Origin of the sequence: Negativicoccus succinicivorans, assembly GCF_018373335.1 — a bacterium.
GTDB lineage: Bacteria > Bacillota > Negativicutes > Veillonellales > Negativicoccaceae > Negativicoccus > Negativicoccus succinicivorans_A.
Window position 1 is genome coordinate 1 of record NZ_JAHAHH010000143.1, and the last position, 1,087, is coordinate 1,087.

General features: G+C 47.0%; 1 protein-coding gene. It reads right to left on the reverse strand.

Annotated elements, in window-relative coordinates; all coding sequences use genetic code 11:
- On the reverse strand, positions 1 to 1,020 hold a 1,020-nt coding region (locus KH813_RS06800; protein WP_303994578.1), incomplete at its 3' end, for a TNT domain-containing protein.
- Between the last annotated feature and the right edge of the window lie 67 nt (positions 1,021 to 1,087).

A 1,087-nucleotide genomic window follows, 5' to 3' on the forward strand; every position in this document is an offset into this window, starting at 1 on the left:
TAATCCACGTTTTCCAAACCAAGGCGCAATAATCCCTTGTTCGGTATTGTTCACATCTTTCAAAATTTTGAATCGATGATAATCTTCTTGCCTTGTCATACGAGACAAAGACCTTGCTTCCAATTCGGTATCATCCGGACTAACGTAACTTCCATGATTCCCTCCATAACGAGAAACTATCATACTGCCAGCATTCAAGCTAATATTTGAAATCGTCCCTATCGCCCCGTCATTAGGCGGGTAAATCGGTTTGCCGTCATCTGCATAAAACCGCTCTTCACCTTGCTTGCCTTTAGTGTACGGCTTATTCTGTTGATTTGCAAGTTTTTCGATATACTCATCGGTTGGCGGTAACAGATTCAACGACATCATCTCTTCCTTGCTACCGAATACCAACTTCTTATCCACTTCACCCGCCAATACCAACTTTTGCACATAATCTGGAACGCCCTGTTCCTTCATCCAATCCGTTAATTCATCATCGGATAACGTGTCCAGCGCCAACACCAACCTACTGCGCATTAGTCCACCATCCATCCCACGTATCGCCTGCGGCCATGTGCGCTTGCCCGCGCGATATTCCTTCGCTTTCTGTACTCCCAGCAGACTGTTTTGCTCGGGTTTTCTTAATCCATTGATGAACGTTTCTGCGTTCTTATATCCCTTTACTTCATCTTCCTTACTCATATCAATCAAACCCGCATATACAGGTTTCACATAGCACAAGCAGTTCGGGTGCGCCGGCAGAGCCGGTAATTTTCCTTTGGGAAATACGCCGGCGCCCAAGTTAAATAAATCTGCTTGCGCATAAAAGTCGCAGATGTCGTAATGCGGATGCCGGGACGACCGTTTCCATTGGTATGCGACAACATCTTCATCCGATTCATACTTTGCCAATTCTCCATCCTGATACGCCCGCTGCAACTCCGTTCGTGCGATTCGTCGTGCATAATATCGTGTATTTTCTTGCGTGGCTACATATACGGCTTTATCAATCGCCTTTTCACTCCGTGTTTCCACCGCGCGAATAATCTCCTCGTACGCCGCTTTGAGCGGCCCCGCTTCGTTACGCTCCAGCGCGGATCGA